The organism is Endozoicomonas sp. GU-1 (assembly GCF_027366395.1).
Taxonomy (GTDB): Bacteria; Pseudomonadota; Gammaproteobacteria; order Pseudomonadales; family Endozoicomonadaceae; genus Endozoicomonas.
Map to the genome: position 1 here is coordinate 3,585,731 of NZ_CP114771.1, position 17,474 is coordinate 3,603,204.

Consider the following 17,474-nt stretch of genomic DNA (forward strand, 5'->3'; position numbering starts at 1 on the left):
GGAGGGCAGGGTGATATAGCAATGCACTCATTACCCGCAGGGCAAGGCTGTATCAAGAATGAATCCGGCAAACATCACTCAGAAATTTTTGATATGCAATGGCAGAGCCACTGCCAGTTCTACTCTGAGTGCTCACACTGCCTGAGACTCCAGACTAAACCCAGTATCGACAATGCAACTCGACCCATTGTGATTATTGATACATCAGAAAGCTGCCAAAGAATCAAACCAAAAAGCAATGTTCGCCGCAGAATATCCGTAAAGCCCCTGACTCAAGATGACCAGGAGCTGCTATCACTGCAAAAACTTATTTCAGTTCCAGAATAGCCTCTACCTCAACCGGTACACCTTTTGGCAACTCTTTGACACCAATAGCGGCACGGGCAGGATACGGCTGTTTAAAAAACTCAGCCATGACCTCATTGACTTCAGCAAAGTTCGCCATATCGGTCAGGTAAATTGTCACCTTGGCAGCATCGCCAAGGGTTCCGCCAGCCGCCATGGCAATGGCTTTCAGGTTTTCAAAGCAGAGGCGGGTCTTCTCCTTAAAGCTTCCCTCCAATAATTCCATGGTGTCTGCAACCAGTGGAATCTGGCCCGAGATATAAACAGTGGTTCCTGCTTTTACCGCCTGAGAATAGGTGCCAATAGCCTTGGGTGCCTTATCAGTATTAATCGTCTGTCGGTTACTCATCGATCTACTCTCTTAAGCTTGGGAATCAGAAGCCCATGGAAAAAAAGAAAAGAAGACACCCGATACTAGGGTGTAAACATTATATTTCAAGGATTTAGAGCGATATTTACGGGATACTGTGTTTTTGCGGTGCAGCATCCGGTTTTTTCTTGTAATGCTTTAATTCACAGACGTTTATGAATCCCGACGTCGTCGAATAATCGAGTAAACGCCTTTAATAACCCGAAGTCGTTTAATAATTTTGGCCAGATGCACCCGGTCACGAACACTGAGCAGCAACTGAACGATGCTGCAACGGGAGTCCTGCTCGACCATACTGATCTTCTCAATATTGCCTTCCACTGCGGTAATGGCGGTAGCCAGAGAGGCAATCATACCACGGTGATGCTCCAGCTCTACGCTGAGTTCTACGGTAAACTCACCGGAGACGTCCTTATCCCACTCAACTTCCAGAACCTTCTCGGGATTGTGTCGAATTTCAGAGACATTCGGGCAAGTATCCGTATGAATAACAATGCCACGGCCCGAGCTGACATGGCCAACCACCGGGTCTCCCGGTATTGGATAGCAGCACTTGCCAAAACTGATGACCATGCCCTCAGAGCCACGAATGGAGAGCGGTTTCTCACTGTTGGACAGGTCCAGCTGACTCTTGTTCTCAGGCAGGCTACCGGGCTCAACCAGTATCTTGGCAACGATATAGGCCATACGGTTACCGAGACCAATATCTTCCAGCAGCCCATCAAGGTCATCCAGTTCAAACACGGACAGTTGCTGGCGAATGACCTCTTCACTGATTTGCTCAAGGCTGCTGTCAAAACTGACCAGTGCTTTGCTCAGCAAACGTCGGCCCAGGGCAATTGACTCATTTCTGCGCTGATGCTTGAGGAAGTGGCGAATGTTGGATCGTGCTTTACCCGTGACAACAAAATTCAACCAGGCCGCATTGGGTCTTGCACCGGGCGCGGTAACCACTTCAACCGTTTGACCACTCTGCAACGGCTGACTGAGTGACGCCAGACGTTTATTGATACGACAGGCTACACAGGTGTTACCCACATCGGTATGGACGGCATAAGCATAGTCAACCGCTGTCGCACCTTTGGGCAGCTCTAGAATATGCCCTTTGGGGGTAAAGACATACACCTCATCCGGGAAGAGATCGATTTTCACGTTCTCAATAAACTCCAGAGAGTCTCCGGCATTTTTCTGCAGTTCCAGTACGCCTTTGAGCCACTGCCGGGTTCTGGCATGACTGCCGGACAGCGCTTCTTCTCCGGACTTGTAAAGCCAGTGGGCAGCAATGCCATTATTGGCCATATCTTCCATTTCCTGGGTCCGGATCTGGATTTCTATGGGCACACCGTGCATACCAAACAGGGTGGTATGAAGCGACTGATAGCCATTGGCTTTCGGAATGGCAATGTAATCTTTGAACCGCCCGGGAATGGGCTTATAGAAGTTATGGACAATGCCCAGCGCCCGATAGCAGCTGTCCACCTTGTCCACAATGATTCGGAACGCAAACATGTCCATGATGTCGTCAAAGGACTTACTCTGGTTCTTCATCTTGCTGTAGATGCTGTACAGATGCTTTTCACGACCCACTACCCGGCCTTTCAGGCCTTCTTCTTCCAGACGGGCCGCAATCGCCTGCTGAACCTGGCTGACCAGGTCTTTACGGTTGCCACGGGCATTGCGCACCGCCTGTCGAATCAGCCGGGCCCGCATGGGGTACATGGCAAAGAAGCCCAGATCCTCCAGCTCTATTCGGAGCGTGTGCATGCCAAGACGGTTGGCAATGGGCACATAGATATCCAGCGTTTCCTTGGCTATACGACGGCGCTTGTCAGGCCTCAGCACACCCAGCGTGCGCATATTGTGGAGGCGGTCTGACAGCTTAACCAGAATGACGCGGATATCCTTGGCCATGGCCAGCGCCATTTTCTGGAAGTTTTCGGCCTGGGCCAGCGTCTTGTTTTCAAAGTTCATGTGGGTCAGCTTACTGACCCCATCCACAAGGTCCGCAATCACATCACCGAACTGCCCGGCAATGTCCTGCTTTTCGATACCGGTGTCTTCAATGACATCGTGCAACATGGCGGCCATCAGGCTCTGATGGTCCATGTGCATATCGGCAAGAATGGAGGCTACTTCCAGGGGATGAATAATGTACGGATCGCCGCTGCGGCGGGTTTGTCCGTCATGGGCCTGCTCCGCATAATAGTAGGCCCGACGAACCAGGTTGACCTGCTCGGGATTCAGATAGGACTTCAAGCGGCCGGCAAACTCATCGATGGTCAGCAAAGTCCGCTCCTTAAGCGCAGATCATCCATTGAACCTTCTTATCTTCTAAAGCTTGTGATCCAAAGATAGTACGAAGGTAAAACGCTTATTGTTCTACACCAGCGAGAAACATTGCTGCTTCATCGTCATCAACCGTGCGGTCATCAACGGAAAGAGGGGTTACCAGGCCTTCGGCGATTTCACGCAGAGCCACCACGGTTGCCTTGTCATTTTCCCAGTCTACCTTGGGGTCCTTGCCGCCAATGGTCAGCTGGCGGGCACGCTTGGAGGCGACCATCACCAGTTCAAAGCGGTTATCTACGTTATCCAGACAGTCTTCTACAGTTACTCGAGCCACGTTTTACTCCATCAATTAGAATCAGGTTCAGAAACAGAACCTTAATGCCGGTTTGCCTGACCCTTTAGTGTACTTTACGACCTGTAGCCAGACAAGCTTTAGCAGGGTTAGTGTTTGCTCCATGAAGGGTGCGGATTATAGTATTCGTAAGCATCATCTAAGTAGAAAAAAACCCTGCCCAACACTAACTCGCCGAATGGCCAAAAGCCCGGAATAGATACATGGTGAATACCCCGAACCGCTCTGACTCAACCAAGAGCCCAAAGAGCACCAAAAAGCTGCAAGATCTGCGTGGTGCAATGACTGAATATGGCATTGACGTCTGGATTATCCCGTCTTCCGACGCCCATAACAGTGAGTATGTAGCCCCCCACTGGGAAGGGAGGGCCTGGCTCTCTGGCTTTACTGGCTCTGCTGGTACGTTGGTAGTAACACAGGATAAAGCAGCCCTGTGGACAGACGGGCGCTACTTTATTCAGGCCTCAGAACAGCTGGCAGGCTCAGAAATCACCCTGATGAAAGATGGTCAGCCCGGCGTCCCATCAATGGTTGACTGGGTAACAGAAGCAGTCTCTGAGCAGGGTTGCATTGGCTTCGATGGTGCCACTCTGAGTCTGAGCCACGTCAGAAATCTCGAAAAGAAACTGGCGGCTAAATCCGTTACGTTGAAATTCGATCACGATCTGCTGAATGATATCTGGACCGACAGGCCAGCACGGCCTGCTGAGCCCGTCTTTATTCACCAGGACACCTATGCCGGTAAAACCCTCACAGAGAAGGTCACGGAGGTTCGGGAGATTCTCAAGGAGCGAAAAGCAACAGAGCTTCTTATCACCACACTGGATGATATTGCCTGGCTGTTTAATCTGAGGGGGTCTGACATTGACTGTAACCCGGTATTTCTTGCCTATGCCCTGATTTCACCGGACAGCATCACGCTGTTTACCAACAAAGAGCGAATAGCAGCGGATGCGCTGTCAGCCCTGGCAAAGGCTGGTGTAGAGCTGGCGGCCTATGATGAAGTCCTGGATAGGTTGTCAACGCTTGCGGATAACACTCACCTGATGATCAACCCGGCCACCACGGGTTACCAGCTGGCCTCCGCCATTCCTGCACCGATTCACCTGATCGAAGACAGATTGCCCACCACCGACCTGAAGGCCATCAAAAACAGCACTGAGATAGAGCGGATGAAGGAGTGTCATCGCCGTGATGGCGCTGCCATGGTTCGCTTTATCCGCTGGCTGGAAAGCAATATTCCCACAGGGCAGCTGAATGAAGTCAATATTGATGAGCAGCTGCTGCAGTTCCGCTCAGAGTCAGAGCATTTCCAGGGGGTCAGCTTTCCCTCGATTGTCGGTTATGCCGCCCATGGAGCTATCTGTCACTATCGGGCGGATGCAGAGTCCGCTTACTCCATTCAAACCAAAGGGTTGCTGTTAATCGACTCAGGCGCTCAATACCCGGATGGAACAACGGATATCACCCGCACATTTGCCTGCGGTGAGATGACGGATGAGGAGAAGAGAGACTATACCCTGGTGATGAAAAGCCATATCGCCCTGGCAACGGCCAGGTTCAAGGAGGGAACACGGGGAATACAGCTGGATGCCATTACCCGGCAGCCTTTGTGGAGTGAAGGTATCGACTTTAATCACGGTACCGGCCACGGGGTGGGCTACTTCCTGAATGTGCATGAAGGCCCCCAGAGCATCAGCCCGAGATGGTTTGACGTTGCCCTGAAGCCCGGCATGCTGGTGACCAACGAGCCCGGCATTTACCGGGATAACAAACATGGTGTCAGGCTTGAGAATATAATGCTGATCGCGGAGGACATTGAGAATGAGTTTGGCAAGTTCTATAAACTCATCCCGATGACCCTTGCGCCCTTTGACACTCGCCCGCTGCTGAAAGATTTGATGACGGATACAGAAATCAACTGGCTGAATGGGTACCACGAAATGGTCAGGGAGGCGCTTTCACCTGAACTCCAGGGGCAAGATTTTGAATGGCTGAGGGAAGCGACCCAGTCTCTGTAAAATAAGGAAACAACACTATACCGCTCGCTGGTATTACAAAAGGCCAGCGGGCGAGCGTAGTTTATAGCCAGATTGGTTAAAGCCGGAGAACCCCATTTTCTGTAGTTGGGCAAATGGTACCCAAGAGTATTTCATTGGGTTTACTACTTATCCTCAATTCTGTGCTTCTCAGCAACGTCTTCAAAAAACTTGATCAGATCCTTAACTGCGGCCTGATTCTTAACATCAGAAGGCTTGTGCTGAATAGCTGCAGGAGCTTCTGGATTGTGATCCTCCTTATCAACAGCTTCTTTTAATACTTCCGTGACTGAGGTCGACAGTTGATTAGCTTCAGGGCTCTTCTTCCTGTGCACAGGCTTTCGTGACCCACTGTTTCTATCAAAACTTGTTTTATCATCAACTTTATGAGCTGGCACTGCATCATTTTTATGCACAGGTAAAGGTTTTACGTCAGAAGATTCTTTTATACCTCCAAGAAGCCCTGAAACCTCTTCATTCAGAAGTAAAAAAAGGTCGGTTCTTTTTTTCTGATAGACATCTTCCGCTTGAATACCCTTTTTCTGGTTGGCTGCGTTTTTAGCTATAGACTCAGCTTTACTACGAAGGGTTGAATCCATCTTCCCCATTATTTGGTTAACCAACTTCTCTCCTTCAGCAAAATTTGCTTTATTTTTTTGCTTTAATTGTTTCTTTAAGCCAACCCTGATTTCAGACCTGACTTGCTTCATCATAATTTCATAGCAGCTTTGGAAAAACTCTTTTTGGCCATGCATCCCCCCTACTTCTTTAGATACCAGCAGCTGCTGCTTTCTCTCTAAATCAGCCCGTTCAGTACCCGCAGATTTGATTCTACGCTGCAGGCTTTCCGCCTCACCTTGCTTTGAACCAGCTAACTTCGTCTTCAGGCTAGAAATTTTATTGTCTAAATTTCTTATGTCAGCAGTGTATTTATCCACAGAAATAATCTGAGTATTCAGGCAGGAGCCAAAAAGAAACGCTTTATCTTCTGGGGTCATCATTCCAAGGGAAAGAACGGCTGTCACCTGGCTGTTGACAAACTCAGCAGAAGAGGTTTTCAGGCCACTCAGCATTTGTTGAAGAAGCTCTGCAGTTAGACCAAGCGTTTTTTCCTTATCCTTATCCCGACCAGCGGTAAATTCAAAGCTCATTACCCTGGCAGACAGTTTGACAACGTCGTTATATAACTGCTCTCTTATTTCTGGTGAAGGAGGTGCCTCTCTGGAGTAAGATCTCCTCAGCAGCTGGAAATACTTTTGGATTGCACCTCTTGCCTCTTCTGCCGATTTAGCCTTGATCCCCTTGTTAGCCACTTTGGAAAGGAATTTTGGTGGTTTATCTCGATCAGACTGATGACTTTTCTCACCATTACGCTTCATAAAAGTATCAGAAGGATGATCCAGAGCATCGACCTGTTTTGGCTTTATTGCTGCATGATCAACCTGGTAATGTTCAGTATTCGTTTTTCTAACTTGACTGTCACAGGAGACACTACCAACTTTATGATGATTATCCTGTGCGGAATTCTGACCTTTGTCAGACTTCTGATGTTTCTGATCATACCTTGGAACGTTTCCACCAGGTACTCTGTTCACACCCATAGCATTACTTCCTTTTAATTCTATGGATTTAAATATAGCTTGTTGCTTAAGGCTGATAAGTAGCTGGCCAAATGGGATCATATATTTCTACCTGAATGAACAGTCACTGTGCAATGACAACACAGGGAGCATAGCCATTATACGACCCAAGTTGTAACGCTACGGGGTGACTGACACCTGATCAGAAAATATGACCTTTTTTGATCAACTACTTACCCTTAATCACTCAGTTTATGAGACCTTTAATCAGATCTTCTTTATAGTGCTGCATCCAATTAATTGACAGGCGCTGGCTGCGAATAATGGTTTGCAGATCCCGCAAGGCAAGATCAAACTCATCATTGATTACCAGGTAGTCAAACTCACCATAATGGGACATTTCACTGACCGCCTGAGACATACGTCTTTCGATGATCGAAAGGTCATCGGTAGCCCGCCCGATCAACCGTTCCCTCAGAGCCTCAAGAGAAGGCGGCAGGATAAAGATTGATACGGCATCAGGCAACAAACGGCGAACCTGCTGCGCCCCCTGCCAGTCAATCTCCAGAATAACATCTTCACCTTTGTTCAGCTGTTCACGAACCCAGTGTGCCGAGGTTCCATAATAATTACCAAAGACTTCAGCATGCTCAAGAAACATGCCTTTGCTCAACATGTCCCGGAAGCCTTCGACAGAGGTAAAGTGATAGTTTACGCCATCCTGCTCACCAGGCCGGATACCCCGGGTAGTATGAGAGACCGACACACGCACATGGGGCGTAGATTCCACCATGGCCTTTACCAGGCTTGTCTTGCCAGCGCCGGAAGGGGCAGCGATTATATAAAGTTTGCCAATATTCATGAACACTCCAGGGAAGGCTCCCTGCTTTAAACCTATGTACTTCAGGATAAGTCAGACTAAGAAACAAGCCCTGCTACTTACCACATAACAAAAATAACTTGTTGATTATACAAGGTTTCCTATTCAATATTCTGAACCTGCTCGCGCATTTGCTCGATCAGGACCTTAAGATTAACAGCAGTCTGGGTAAGGCCAGCATGAATGGACTTGGACGACAGGGTATTTGCCTCCCGGTTGAGTTCCTGCATCAGAAAATCCAATCGCCGTCCGACCGCTCCCTGCCCGGGGCTTGTCAGTGTTCGGCGCACTTCCGCTATGTGCGTTTCCAGACGATCCAGCTCTTCATCGACATCCATCTTCTGAGCCAGCATCACCATTTCCTGCTCCAGCCTCTCCGGATTTAACTCCTGTCTGGCTTCAGCCAGTCGATCAAGGATTTTCTCACGCTGGTTTTGCAGAATTTCCGGCAGCAACCCACGAAGCCGCCGCACCTCATCCCCCATTTTATCCAAACGGGCCTCAATGAAAGACTGCAACTCCTGTCCTTCCCGCTGCCTCATCTCATTCAGTTGAATAAGCGCTGTGTTGAACCCTTTTATGGCAGCCCGATGAACAACGGCCATTTCCGTCTCTTCATTGCTCTGCACGCCGGGCCACTGCAGAACCTCAAGAGGATTGACCGGTGCCACCCGGGAAAAATGCGCCTCAACCTCACGCACTGCCAGTTGCAGCTTTTCCAGCAGGACACGATTCAGGTCAAGCACCTGCTCTTTCTCAACCAGCTGAAATTTCAGGCTGCATTCAACCTTGCCTCGTTTCAGTTGCTTACGAATCAATTCTCTCAACGCAGGCTCGATCTCCCGTGCCTGTTCCATGAGACGGAAGTGGGGTTCAAGGTAACGGTGATTAACGGATCGAATCTCCCATACCAGGCTTCCCCAATCCTCCTGTATCTGAACACGGGCGAATGCCGTCATGCTGGAAGTCATGAAATACTCTTTAATCGGTGGGCTAATAAACACTCATTATTTCAGAAGTTTATCCACAAAATAAACCGATGAGATAAGATTTTGGAAAAACTATAGTTCTAAAAATACTGACCACTTGGGCGTATGTCATTGATTTAATAACGCAGCATCAACAAAGAGAGCTGATTATTCAAACTCTATTTTCCCGAAAACCCACTGAACAGTTATAATTCCGCAAATTTTGCAGTGCTCACGTTTTTTCAGACATACCAAGGTAACCCAAATGCGCCCTAGCGGAAGAACGGCAGACCAATTACGTGATGTAAACATCACCCGCAACTATACCAAACACGCAGAAGGATCTGTGCTCGTTGAGTTTGGCGATACCAAAGTCATCTGTACCGCGTCGGTCGAACGCGGTGTACCCCGGTTTCTCAAAGGAACCGGCCAGGGCTGGATCACCGCCGAGTACGGCATGTTACCCCGGTCCACCACGGAACGGATGGGAAGGGAAGCCTCCAGAGGCAAGCAGGGTGGCAGGACGCTGGAGATTCAGCGCCTGATCGGCCGTGCCTTGCGTGCGGCGGTAGACATGAAAAAGCTCGGGGAAAACACCATTAATATTGACTGTGATGTGATTCAGGCCGACGGTGGCACACGCACAGCCTCAATTACCGGAGCCTGTGTGGCACTGGTGGATGCACTGCGCTATATGCAGGAGAAGAAGATGGTCAAAAGTGATCCTTTCCTGCACATGATTGCCGCCGTTTCCGTGGGAATCTACAAAGGCAGCCCGGTTCTTGACCTTGATTATCCTGAGGACTCCAGTGCCGAAACGGACATGAACGTTGTAATGACAGATGCTGGCGGCTTTATCGAGGTCCAGGGAACGGCAGAAGCAGCCCCTTTCAGCCAGAATGAAATGCTGGCGATGATGGCCTTGGCACGATCCGGTATTGAGGAAATTATCGAGTTACAGAAAAAAGCGTTAGCAGAATGACACTTTACTGCCTGCCCTTTTGCTTGAGCTATTTTTAATAGAACCCGGCTATATGCCGGGTTCTTAAGTAGCTGGCCATATGGAATCGAATATTTCTGGCTACTTGGGCTGGTACTATGCGAGGCACAACGGAGGGAGCATAGCCGTAGCTATGTGACCGGAGTTGTAACGAAGCACGACTGCATGGATGCAGGAGCTAGAGCAACGCAGGAGCAGTTGCCGGGAGTGCCAGCACAAGGAGTCAGAAATATATGATTTCATATGGTTAGCTACTTACTCTGTAACAGGTCAGCAGTATGATTATTGCACTCATTGGTTCCCATGGAACGGGTAAAACAACGCTCTGTAACGCTCTGTTGAAAGAGCTTGGGAGTGAATGGTCGCTGTTCAGCGACTATTACCGGAAAATCGCAAAACATCTGAAGTATAAGACGCCTCGCGACGCAATAGTTGAAGATCAGGCAATCCGTCAGGTGACTTCCACGGCTATGGCTGGCTCAGCACTGGGTGCCATGCTTGAGTGGACAGAAAATCTGCAAGGTCATGGCATTATCGATACAGGTCCTCCCTCATTACTTGCCTACCATCGATATTGGCTGAAAATATGCGAGACCCCTATCAGCCCTTATATGCTCAAGCTGGCCAACGCCATTAGCCAGAAGATTGATGCTTATTGCTATCTGCCAACAGGAAAATTTGCACTGGAGAGTGATGGCATTCGCAGTGACGATATCATTTTCCAGAAAGATATTGATCAGTGGGTACTGTGCAACACCGTCGATCCCGGAATATCTGAAAGAAAAATCCTGATGATGGAAAGTACTGATATTGAAAAAAGAACCGACGAATGTATCCAGATGATCCAAAGCTTCATCAGAAAATAAAAGTACATTAATCTTTTCTTATTAATGGATGACTTGCGGTTCTTTATTCACGAACACTCATTTTACGACAAAGTACCCAATGTCCTGTTTACTCTGTTGGGCGGGCCATTTTACTGGCGTGCGGAAGAGTATCATCGCTATTTGCTGGTCGTTTTCGAGTATCGTTGCCTGAGTTAGCTATAAAGCCCGGGCCTGAACTGCTGCCAGCTTGGTTATTCTGGTGATACTCCGGGGCGTATTGAGGGGTAATCTTGAATTTCTCACAAACCCATGGGTTATTAATCATCCTGAAAAAGTTGGTATCCGGTACATACGTCAGTTGTTTACCACACTCTTTGACCATTGCTTCCATGTCGTTTGATGTTTCTATGTACGATAAAACCGATAAGATCCTGCTGCTTTGTGACCAGGCCTTCAATAAACTTTCCGAAGATATCTTCACTTGCTGGATTTTCTGATCCCGTTTTGCAAGTTGATGCATATTCAGGCAGCCAACAATTATAGAAGACAGCGCTTCTGGGTCCAGGCCTGAAGACATCAGACTCGCCCTGAATTCAAATGCGAACTGCAAATAAAACAGACATGCCTCAGGGCCAGGTATGGGCATTTGGGCATGGCGATGAGTCAATGCTGTTCTGAGGATTTGTTTGTCGCCAGCTGCCAGCATGCCAGCAGCGCGTTTATCGTCCAGCATCATACTGACCAGCTTTGAGTCAGGGTTGGTCATTTGTGCCAGCACCCGGGTCATCTTTGCCTGCAGGACACCCCGGATTTTCTGTACGCCGGATTCATCCCCCGGAAACACTCTGTTAGCCTCAATATCGATGATTGTTTGTGGGGAACTCAGGTCGAATAGTTGGGGTGTCGGGGGGTATAGACCCAGAGCATTCTGATAGGCTAACTGATATCTGAACAGGTTGAGGGCTTGAGTTGTTTTTTCCGTGGCTGCATCGTTAACAAAGAGTGTCTGGTTTTTCAGAATATAGTTCCTGACCGCAGCTTTTCGGTCACTGTTCAGGTTTTCGTACGGAATGGTGATTCGCGTTGTTTCATAAAACAGGTTTTTCTTCAGACGTTTCGATGCTTCTATATTCCACCCCTCTACCATCAGAGTTTCCAGGCTGTTAATACACTCACCCAAATATTGAAGATCTCCGCCTTCCAGTCTGCCCTCTGTTTTACCAATAGGCATTTGCACATTAATGGCCGTGGCGATGGCGCATTCGGCAATAAATCTTTTGCCCTGCTCTTTGGCAATGCATTTGGACAAGCCATATTTAGCCAGTAAGGTAGTCTCAATCAATGGAAAATTAATCAATGACGCATTTGTTCTGATAATTTTGATTTTTCGGGACAACTCCTCCTGGCATACCTTCGTTCTTTGGTGAGGAAAACAGGTGTTATATAAATAACGGGGAGCAATAAGTTTCACATCCTTTCCAAGGTGATTGATAGCACTTGTTTCTGTTTGCGTGGCTGCATCCCGAGTCTGAACGACAGGACAGAATGACTGAGCGGGTTTGGGGTGAATATTCATGGCAACCAGCACTCCTGAATTAACCTGCCAGCAGTTTTTAACTGTGATATTGACTGTGTGTCTATTTAAAAAGTTCCATACACAACGGGCTGCAAATCGACATATTACAGAGTGATTGGTCAAACCAAATACTTTATTCTTTTTTATTCACTAAAAATAAAAAAAGGAGATTGCCAACGTCGTTGACTCTCTCCTTTTTCAGCAATGTTCCCATTTATCCGGGAACAACAAAATGATGAATCAGTTTCAGAAAATAGTCAGAACCCCAGCTCCCAGTCATAATCAATGATGACCGGTGCATGGGATGAGAAGGCCTGACCCTTGTAGATACCGCCATTCAGCACGCGGTGACGCATGCCCGGAGTGATAATCTGGTAATCAATGCGCATGCCAACATTGTCATGGCGCAGATACTCATCCTGCCACCAGCTGTACTTGCCCGCCTCCCGGTCAACCTCACGGTAAGCATCAAAAAAGCCCATATCACCCAGCAAACCTTCCATCCAGCCACGCTCCGCCTGATTGAAACCTGAAACCTCCTGGGCATCACGCCAGTTAGCCACATCAATCTTGCGGTGTGCAATGTTCCAGGTGCCACACATAAGGAACTCACGACGCTTACGACGTTGTTTGCTTAAGTGGTGGGAATAGCCGTCCAGGAAACGGTACTTGAAATTCAGGTTTTCTTCAGTGTCACCTTCCGGCACGTACAGGCTGACAAGACTGATCTTGTCAAAGTCTGCCTGAAGGTAACGGCCGGTTTCATCAACCTCAGGAATACCAAGGCCGCTGATAATGGCCTTGGGAGCATGACGTGTATAGATGGCTACACCGCCTCGCTCAGCCCTGTTATACCCACTGAAAGCATAACCAAAGTAGCCATCAAGAAAATACTGATCCTCAATCACCTGCTCGTCTTCACGAGTATCCTGCAGACAGATAAGGTCAGCATCCTGCTCCAGGAGCCAGTCAAACAGGCCTTTTTCCCGTGCGTTTTTAATGCCTTCGCAATTTAAACTGATAACTCTCATCGAATACACCTTACCAGGCCGTTTACATGCTCTGGCATTAAGCTTATTACCTCGGCAAGACAGTAACCGGAAAAACAGAAACTGAAGACCTGCAAAACCATTTGAGCAAATCTCAGCCTGAGCAGCAGTTGCTTTGATCAGGATGAACGACGGCTAAAGTCTAAGCTTTTCAAGGATACAGTTACTCAACCGGGATTAACCCTGCATCAACTGTACGACAGAGTTGGTAAGAGCCCTCACCCCTATTATAAGGCATGATTAACATTCTTATGGTACGGTTGAACACAGAAATTTCTGGATTATATCGGACAAATGATAACGGGTCGCCTTCCGTATGTTTATCCGCATAAATCCGGTCTCTTATACAGCAGCCTGCAGTTCTGACGAAGTGACACCTGACGGTTTCCGTAATTTCACACCTGCAGACCGGGATGCAACCAATATTATAAATTGCACAATATCTCGGAAATAACACCTCACACAGGGGATTTAGAGTCGTATATTGGTATAAGATCAGCCCTTGAGTCCGGCACTACGGGCATATAGCGAACAGGACCCTCTCGATGCATCAGTACCAAAAAGAATTTCTGGATTTCACCATTGAGCAGCAAGTGCTCCGTTTTGGCGAGTTCACCCTGAAGTCCGGAAGAAAATCTCCCTACTTCTTTAATGCCGGGTTATTCCATAGCGGTGAAGCCATCAGCAAACTTGGTCAGTTTTATGCCTCAGCCATGGTCAATGCCGGGCTTGAATTTGACCTGCTGTTTGGGCCGGCCTACAAAGGTATCCCCCTGGCTACTGCGACCGCCGTCGCATTGTTTGAAAAGCATAACCGGAATGTGCCGTGGTGCTTCAATCGCAAGGAGGCCAAAGATCACGGTGAAGGAGGGAATATTGTCGGTGCGCCCCTGGAAGGGCGGGTCGTGATTGTTGATGATGTTATCACGGCAGGCACAGCGATTCGTGAAGTGATGACCATTATTGAGCAAACAGACGCGACACCCGCAGCCGTTGTGGTCGCCATGGATCGTCAGGAAAAAGGGCAGGGGGAGTCTTCAACGCCAGGAGAGTCCACAACGCTAAAAGAGCTTTCTGCCATCCAGGAAGTGGAGCGTGATTTCAATATTCCGGTGTTAAGTATTGTTTCCCTGTCTGACTTGCTTGAGTATAGTGAACATCATCCGGAGATCCGCCGATATGCACCGGAAATTAAAGCCTACAGAGATGCCTATGGGGTATGAGGTCGTCCTTCATACTGTTTGTTAAAGTGCGACCGTAGCCAATCTGGCTGCGGCGCAGGATCCATGAAAATATAGAAATATTGACGACAATCGTCTTCTGATAAAAAAGTATTTTAGCTAATAAGAAACTGACACAGCCGGGGGAGGCACACGTGATTAGCTTTAAGTTAAATGGACAAACGGTAAATGTCGACGCACCGGGAGATACACCGTTGCTCTGGGTGGTTCGTGAGCATTTGACCATGAAAGGCACAAAATTTGGTTGCGGTATGGGCTTATGTGGTGCCTGTAGCATGCTAATCGATGGTGTGAGTACCCGAACCTGCATCATGCCGGTTCAAGCCGTGGCCAATCGAAATATCACCACCATTGAAGGCCTTGGTAACCCACAAATGATGTCCACTTTGCAGAACGCCTGGGTTGAAGCCGACGTTCCCCAGTGTGGCTATTGCCAAAGTGGGCAAATCATCAGTGCTACCGCATTGCTAAGCCAGAACAACGACCCCAGTGACAGCGATATCGACATCGCCATGAGCGGCAATATCTGCCGATGCGGCACCTATCCCAATGTGAAAAAAGCCATCAAAAATGCCGCGGCAGATTTAAGAAATGGCAAAGGCCGTTTGCAAGCGGTTCAGGTATTTGATCCAGCGGCAACTGCATCACCGGAGACACAGGAGGTGCAATCATGAGTGCCACTGAACAACCACTAACGCAAAACAAACAGACATTAGAAAACAGCTCCCGCCGTAGCTTTCTCAAAAAAATGGGTATTGTCGGTGGTGGCTTAGTGGTGGGAATTCCACTGACGGGCTGTGCCAGTGTTACATTTCCCAATGCTATGGACGGTGATTTGCAACCCAATGCATTGCTGCAAATTACCGCCAATAATGACATTTATTTTTATCTTCCCCGTTCCGAAATGGGCCAGGGTGTGTACACGGGCCTGACCACCATGCTGGCGGAAGAACTCGACGTGCATCCGGGTAAAATCAAGGTTAGAAACGTTGGCGCTCACGAAGAATATGCAAACCCGGAATATGGACTGCAACTGACCGGTGGTAGCAACAGCATTCGTGTGCATTTTATTCCGCTGCGGCAAATGGCGGCCAATGTCCGTATGGTGATTCGACAGGCGGCCGCACAAGTACTTCAACTGCCGCTGGATCAAATTCAAACGGATAACGGCATGATTGTCGCCAATGGTAAAAAGCTGCCTTACGGTGACTTTACCAAAGTGGCTACTCATTTGAGTCTTCCTGAAGAGACACCGCTCAGGAAAAAAGCAGACTTCAAATACATTGGTAAACACTCAAAACGTTTGGACGCCGTAGCGAAAAGCACAGGCTCAGCAGAATTTGGTTTGGACGTGGAGTTTGCCGGCCTGCACCGGGCGGCATTAAAGCGCTGCCCCGTATTGGGTGGCACCGTAAAAAGCTTTGATGATAGCAAAGTGAAAAGCCTGCCCGGCGTCAAAGCCGTGGTCAGCATCTTTAACGGTGTGGCCGTGGTGGCGGATCATTACTATCAGGCAAAAGCCGCCTTGCCTGTGCTGGACGTACAATGGGAATTACCGGAGACCCTGTCGAACTTTTCCAGTGACTCCACTGAAGCAGGCAACGGCAAACAGTTATTTAAAGCAGCATTGGATAGCGATGAATCCGATAATGCACACGAAGAAGGCAACGGTCGCGAGGCATTAACAACCTCTGATACGGTTGTGTCCGGAGAGTATTGGGCCCCCTACCTGGCCCACGCCACAATGGAGCCGATGAATTGCACGGCGAAATTCACCGGTAACAAATTAGAAATCTGGACAGGCTGCCAAAACCCGGGTGTTGCTGCCAAATTAGCCGCCTTTTACGGTGATGTAGCAAAAGACGATGTGACTGTTCACAGTACGTTCCTGGGAGGAGGGTTCGGACGTCGTATATCAAGCGATTATGTTGCGGAAGCCGTTGCCATAGCCAAAGCATCGGGTCTTCCGGTGCAACTGATCTGGAGTCGTGAAGACGACACAAAACGCGATTATTATCGTCCTGCATCCATGGCTGAATTTCAGGTGGGCCTGGACAAAGACGGTAATATTGACAGCTGGAACGTTAAACGTTCTGGTCCAAACATCCTGCCCTATACCATCGACGAAGTGACCGATGCCATGATGCCGGGATTCCTGCCTGACGGTATGGTTGATTGGATCAGTAAAGCGGGTTACGGCCTGTTTGACGGCTGGACGGTCGATCCTACTTCCGTCGAAGGCTTATTCGAAGATTATGATGCCAACCATAAATCCGTTGACCACGTGACGGTTGATCCGGGCCTACCAGTAGGTTTCTGGCGCAGTGTTGGTCACTCATTCAGTGGCTTCTTTAAAGAAAGCATGATGGATGAAGTGGCCATTTCGCAACAACAAGACCCTGTCGCCTATCGCCTGAAACACTTAAAAAGTAATCCTCGACTGGCGAACACGCTGAAGCTGGCAGCCGAAAAAGCGGGATGGGGAAAACCCTTGCCTGAAGGTCACTATCACGGTGTAGCCGTTCATGCTTCGTTCCTGTCTTACGTGACTCAAATCGCAGAGGTATCGGTGAACAACGGTCAAATTAAAGTTCACAAAGTGACCTGTGTGCTGGATTGCGGCTTAGCGGTTAACCCTGAAATCGTTATCCAGCAAATGGAAAGTGGCATCCTGTTTGGCTTAACCGCTGCCCTTTACGGTGAGATCACCGTTAAAGACGGTGCAGTGGTGCAAAGTAACTTCCATGATTACCCGATACTGCGAATGAATGAATCACCAGACATTGAGGTAGTCATTGTAGAAAGTGATGAAGCACCAACGGGTGTCGGTGAACCCGGTTTACCGCCCATTGCCGGTGCCGTGGGCAATGCCATCTTTGCCGCAACGGGTAAGCGTTTAAGAAGCTTGCCTCTTAAACTGAGTTAATTTGAGTGGGGTGCTTCGTCCCTAGGAGCCTG

The 17,474-nt window shown here is 48.6% G+C and carries 14 protein-coding genes; 6 read left to right on the forward strand and 8 right to left on the reverse strand.

Features of this window, described 5'->3' with window-relative positions:
* Nucleotides 1-307: 307 nt before the first annotated feature.
* From O3276_RS14975 to rpoZ, 3 genes are all read right to left on the reverse strand, one after another.
* Nucleotides 308-694 carry a RidA family protein gene (locus tag O3276_RS14975; protein WP_101748583.1) on the reverse strand — a complete coding sequence of 129 codons (387 nt, stop codon included), beginning with the start codon at nucleotides 692-694 and terminating at the stop codon, nucleotides 308-310.
* A 174-nt stretch (nucleotides 695-868) separates the two neighbouring features.
* Entirely contained in the window at nucleotides 869-3,001 is a 2,133-nt protein-coding gene (gene spoT / locus O3276_RS14980; protein WP_269672065.1) for a bifunctional GTP diphosphokinase/guanosine-3',5'-bis pyrophosphate 3'-pyrophosphohydrolase, read from the reverse strand.
* 85 nt (nucleotides 3,002-3,086) lie between these two features.
* Entirely contained in the window at nucleotides 3,087-3,338 is a 252-nt protein-coding gene (gene rpoZ, locus O3276_RS14985; protein WP_066016900.1) for a DNA-directed RNA polymerase subunit omega, read from the reverse strand.
* Between the two features lie 221 nt (nucleotides 3,339-3,559).
* Here rpoZ and O3276_RS14990 point away from each other — a divergent pair, with 221 nt between their 5' ends.
* A complete protein-coding gene (locus O3276_RS14990; RefSeq protein WP_269672066.1) occupies nucleotides 3,560-5,377 on the forward strand; it encodes an aminopeptidase P family protein in 1,818 nt (605 codons plus the stop codon).
* Between the two features lie 143 nt (nucleotides 5,378-5,520).
* On the opposite strand, the gene O3276_RS14995 is transcribed toward O3276_RS14990, so the two are convergent.
* The 3 genes from O3276_RS14995 to O3276_RS15005 all read right to left on the reverse strand — a co-directional run bounded on the left by O3276_RS14995 (nucleotide 5,521) and on the right by O3276_RS15005 (nucleotide 8,826).
* Complete coding sequence (locus tag O3276_RS14995; RefSeq protein ID WP_269672067.1) at nucleotides 5,521-7,077, reverse strand: hypothetical protein; 1,557 nt, start codon at nucleotides 7,075-7,077, stop codon at nucleotides 5,521-5,523.
* A gap of 145 nt (nucleotides 7,078-7,222) precedes the next feature.
* Nucleotides 7,223-7,837 carry a guanylate kinase gene (gene gmk / locus O3276_RS15000; RefSeq protein WP_101748579.1) on the reverse strand — a complete coding sequence of 205 codons (615 nt, stop codon included), beginning with the start codon at nucleotides 7,835-7,837 and terminating at the stop codon, nucleotides 7,223-7,225.
* A gap of 119 nt (nucleotides 7,838-7,956) precedes the next feature.
* Nucleotides 7,957-8,826 (reverse strand): YicC/YloC family endoribonuclease, encoded by an 870-nt coding sequence (locus O3276_RS15005; protein ID WP_269672068.1) that lies wholly within the window; start codon nucleotides 8,824-8,826, stop codon nucleotides 7,957-7,959.
* A gap of 262 nt (nucleotides 8,827-9,088) precedes the next feature.
* Between O3276_RS15005 and rph the strand changes: the two genes are divergently transcribed.
* Both rph and O3276_RS15015 read left to right on the forward strand, forming a co-directional pair.
* A complete protein-coding gene (gene rph / locus O3276_RS15010) occupies nucleotides 9,089-9,805 on the forward strand; it encodes a ribonuclease PH (protein WP_163372308.1) in 717 nt (238 codons plus the stop codon).
* A 296-nt stretch (nucleotides 9,806-10,101) separates the two neighbouring features.
* The gene (locus O3276_RS15015) at nucleotides 10,102-10,689 is read left to right on the forward strand and encodes an AAA family ATPase (RefSeq protein ID WP_269672069.1); all 588 of its coding nucleotides are present in this window, start codon (nucleotides 10,102-10,104) and stop codon (nucleotides 10,687-10,689) included.
* 88 nt (nucleotides 10,690-10,777) lie between these two features.
* Here O3276_RS15015 and O3276_RS15020 read toward each other — a convergent pair whose 3' ends face one another.
* The gene (locus O3276_RS15020) at nucleotides 10,778-11,992 is read right to left on the reverse strand and encodes a hypothetical protein (protein ID WP_269672070.1); all 1,215 of its coding nucleotides are present in this window, start codon (nucleotides 11,990-11,992) and stop codon (nucleotides 10,778-10,780) included.
* Between the two features lie 491 nt (nucleotides 11,993-12,483).
* A complete protein-coding gene (locus O3276_RS15025) occupies nucleotides 12,484-13,257 on the reverse strand; it encodes an exodeoxyribonuclease III (RefSeq protein WP_101746440.1) in 774 nt (257 codons plus the stop codon).
* Between the two features lie 563 nt (nucleotides 13,258-13,820).
* On the opposite strand from O3276_RS15025, the gene pyrE reads away from it, so the two are divergent.
* From pyrE to O3276_RS15040, 3 genes are all read left to right on the forward strand, one after another.
* Nucleotides 13,821-14,498: an orotate phosphoribosyltransferase gene (gene pyrE, locus O3276_RS15030; RefSeq protein WP_269672071.1), complete on the forward strand. Its 678-nt coding sequence runs from the start codon at nucleotides 13,821-13,823 to the stop codon at nucleotides 14,496-14,498.
* Between the two features lie 152 nt (nucleotides 14,499-14,650).
* Entirely contained in the window at nucleotides 14,651-15,190 is a 540-nt protein-coding gene (locus O3276_RS15035) for a (2Fe-2S)-binding protein (protein WP_269672072.1), read from the forward strand.
* Nucleotides 15,187-17,442: a xanthine dehydrogenase family protein molybdopterin-binding subunit gene (locus tag O3276_RS15040; RefSeq protein ID WP_269672073.1), complete on the forward strand. Its 2,256-nt coding sequence runs from the start codon at nucleotides 15,187-15,189 to the stop codon at nucleotides 17,440-17,442. The genes O3276_RS15035 and O3276_RS15040 overlap by 4 nt, the downstream gene beginning before the upstream one ends.
* The last annotated feature ends 32 nt before the right edge of the window (nucleotides 17,443-17,474 follow it).